At 68.5% G+C, this 3,609-nt stretch carries 2 protein-coding genes; one reads left to right on the forward strand and one right to left on the reverse strand.

What is annotated here, in order from left to right:
- Positions 1-422 precede the first annotated feature (422 nt).
- Positions 423-2,840 carry a Lon protease family protein gene (locus J2Z79_RS18065; RefSeq protein WP_209468299.1) on the reverse strand — a complete coding sequence of 806 codons (2,418 nt, stop codon included), beginning with the start codon at positions 2,838-2,840 and terminating at the stop codon, positions 423-425.
- A 247-nt stretch (positions 2,841-3,087) separates the two neighbouring features.
- On the opposite strand from J2Z79_RS18065, the gene J2Z79_RS18070 reads away from it, so the two are divergent.
- Entirely contained in the window at positions 3,088-3,507 is a 420-nt protein-coding gene (locus J2Z79_RS18070) for a GNAT family N-acetyltransferase (protein ID WP_209468300.1), read from the forward strand.
- The last annotated feature ends 102 nt before the right edge of the window (positions 3,508-3,609 follow it).

Below are 3,609 nucleotides of genomic sequence, written 5' to 3' on the forward strand. Positions count from 1 at the left end.
TTAGGCACGCCGCCAGCGTTCGTCCTGAGCCAGGATCAAACTCTCCGTTGAAAAGTTTGCTTGGCTCCCTTGGAGTCGTCGACTCGCAGGCTTCCTCTCTGCACTGTCTAGTTTTCAAGGTTCGAGATCTCGCCGCCGTCAAGTGACAGCTTGATCAGTTTACCACGTCCATCGGGCTGGCGTCAACCGTTCAGATCTTGCCAGCGGAACCGGCGGTCCGTGATGCGCCGCCCTGTCGCAGGGTCGGACGCTTAGTCTAGCCGAGAGCGGCGCACCGCGTCAACAACCAATCTCTGGTGGAGCACCTGCACGCTCCCTCGACTTGCGCCGCTCGGTGGCGGCGTTAGCTATCTTACGACGCGCGCCGCACTCCGGTCAACACCCCAAAAGCGCCATTGGCCGCATCCGGAATCTTGCGGCGATCAGTCCCCACCGCCCGCGCCCGAGCCACCCCGCCAGTAGGCGTACTGACGGGCCAGCCGGCGGATGCGGGAGTCGACCCGGTCGAAGAGGCTGCCTGCCGTGTAGCGCCCGTCCGCGCCCCGCTCGCCCGCCGGCAGGCCGGTCAGCAACTCGATGCCTTCCTCGATCGTGTCGATCGCCCACACGTGGAAGCGGCCCTGCTCGACGGCAGCGACCACGTCGTCGGTCAGCATCAGGTTGTGGAGGTTCTGCCGCGGGATCACTACGCCCTGGCGACCGGTCAGCCCCAGCTCGGCGCAGACCCGGAAAAAGCCTTCGATCTTCTCGTTCACGCCGCCGATCGGCTGGATCTCCCCGCGCTGGTTGACCGATCCCGTCACGGCGATGGACTGGTCGACGGGGACGTCTGCCAGCGCCGAGAGCAGCGCGATCAGTTCGGCCACGGAGGCGCTGTCCCCGTCGATGGGCATGTAAGACTGCTCGAATGTGATGGAGGCCGAGAACGCCAGGGGCTTGTCCTGGCCGAAGCGGTCGCCCAGGTAGCCGGTCAGCGTCAGCAGCCCCTTGTCGTGGATCTGTCCCGACAGGGCGACCTCCCGCTCGATGTGCAGCACGCCCTTTTGCCCTATGAAAACCCGGGCGGTGATCCGGCGCGGCGACCCGAACCGGTAGTCGCCCCGCTGCATGACCGTAAGGCCGTTCACCTGGCCCACGACCCGCCCCGAGACGTCGATGAGCAGCGTCCCCCGGCGGATCTGCTCCAGCAGGTGGCGCTCCGGCAGCGATGAGCGCTCGGCCTTGGCCTGGATGGCCTGGTGGACGTGCTGTGCATCCACCACCGGACTGCCCTCGAGGGCGGCCCAGGCGTCCGCCTCGTAGATGACCTCGACCACTTCATTGAACCGAGCCGAAAGCTTGGTCTGGTCCTCGCTGAGGCGGTGGCTGTGGCTCAGCACCTGTGCCACGCCCGCTGCCGTCATGTCCCGCAGCCGCTCACGGCGGCAGACCCTGGCGATGAAGCCGGCATAACCGGCCACGTTCTGCTCGTTGGCCTCCATGGCCACCTCGAACTCCGCGCGGAACTTGAACTGCTTCCGGAAGGACTCGTCCACCGCGTAGAGCGCGTGGTAGAGTTGGGCGCTGCCGATCAGGATCACCTTCAGGTTGAGCGGGATCGGCTGCGGGCGGAGCAAGGCGACCGGCAGCAGGCGGTTCTCCGCCCCCGGCGCCTCGATGCGGGCCTCGCGCATGGAAAGCGCTCGCTTCAGCGCGTCCCAGGCCGTCGGGCTGGCCAGCACGTCCGCGGCCTGCAGGATCAGGTAGCCGCCATTGGCGCGGTGGACCGCGCCGGCCTTGATCTGCAGGTGGCGGTTGCCGGGCTCGTCGTCCTCCGCGACGTACTCGGCCTTGCCGAACAGGTTCACGTAAGTCGGGTTCGGCTCAATCACCACCGGGGCGCCGCCTGCCGGATCGTTCGCGACGAGCAGGTTCACCCGGAACCGGGCGAAGGGGTCGGCCGGACGGCGGCGGCGCAGGGGCAGTCCGGCATCTGCGTCGGCGTCCGCCGCCCCGCGGGACGGGATCGCGGGGTCGATCAGCTCAACCGCCATGCGGTTGAGCCAGGCAGCCAGCGCCGGGATCCCCGGGAACCGCGCCTTGAGCCCCTCGATCATCGGGCTCAGCGCGCCCCCGGTGACCTCGCGGTCCAACCGCTGCAGTTCGGCCCGTACCGCCTTCTCGACCTCCCAGGCCCGACGGCTGGCCTCCGCCACGGCCCGCTGGATCTCCTTGGCCCGCGCCGTGATCTCCCGCCGCTCCTCGGCGGAGAGCGAGTCGAACTCCTCGCCGGTCATCGGCTGCCCGTTGCGCAGCGGAACGGGCACGATGCCGTGGTCGGTGTGCGTAAGGCCGAAGTCGTGGGCGCTGGCCAGCTGCTCCAGCTCCAGCATCGCCTGCTCCGTCTGCTGCTGGGCGGCCCGGAGGAGCTCGTCGCGGCGGCCCTGATGCTCGGGGCCCGCGATCGCCCGGGCCGCGATGCGCTGCGCATCGGAGATGATCTCCTCCATGGCCTTGACCAGGCTGGTCCCGGTGCCGGGCGGCAGCGCGATGGCCAGCGGCTCGTCAGGACGGTCGAAGTTGTGTACGTAGACCCAGTCCTGGGCAGGGGGTTCACCTGCTGCCCGGGCGCGGACCAGCGAGGAGGTGTAGCTCGTCTTGCCCGTGCCCGCCGGCCCTGCAACGTAGATGTTGTACCCGGGACTGCGCAGGGACAGGCCGAAACCCAGCGCGCGCACGGCCTGCTCCTGGCCCACAAGCCCCTCCAGTTCGGGGAGCTCGGCGGTGGTGGCGAACCCGAGCCGGCCCGGATCCCACGTTCTGCGCAGCTGGCTTGCTGCGACGGCGAGCCGCGTCCGCATCCGTGCTCACTCCCCCGTTCCGCAGTCTTGTGTAGAATATTTAGCCCTCACCCTTCGCGATCCTCTCGGGTGCCGCACGGCTGTGCACAGGTGCGGGCGAACGCGCCCGCGGCCCCGACAGCCTGATAACCTGCACGGCCCGCGGTCTGTCGCCGGCCGTCGGGCTGCACCGTCGCCCAGGGCGGTCGACAGGCGGAAGCAATCGGGGTAAACTCCATGAGGCTTCGTTCGTCGGAAGGAGAGGAACATGTACCGGATCGCAGCAGTCGACTCGCTGGCATTGGCCCAGCGCCTCTGTGCCCTCGAGACGGCGGGCACGCCCGTCCCCTCCCCCGGCGCATGGCTGGAAGAGGGCAACATCGGGTTTGCCGCACTCGACGAGAACGGGCCTGTCGGCGGGATCCTCCTCACCCCCTGCCGCCAGATTCTGAATCACGTGCAGAAGTACCGCACGGAGTGGTTCTACGTGCACCCCGACCACCGCAACCGGGGCCTGGGCCGGCAACTGGCCGAGGCCGCGGCCGCCGAGGCATGCCGGCACGGCGCCACCACCATCCTGGTTGCGGTCCACCCGGACAACCAGCACGGCCTCACCTGGTCAGAGTCGCTGCCCCGGGTGGATGGCCTCGGCTTCGTCGTCTCGCTGGATCGCTGCGGCCTGCAGTGATCGAATGAAGGGGGCCGTCCCAAAAGCAGGTTGCTCTGCTGGGACGGCCCCGTTCCTTTTCGTTCGAATTGGGTTTTTCAGGTAGTCAATCGACCATCTTGC

This window comes from Symbiobacterium terraclitae (assembly GCF_017874315.1).
In the GTDB taxonomy this organism is placed as follows: domain Bacteria; phylum Bacillota; class Sulfobacillia; order Symbiobacteriales; family Symbiobacteriaceae; genus Symbiobacterium; species Symbiobacterium terraclitae.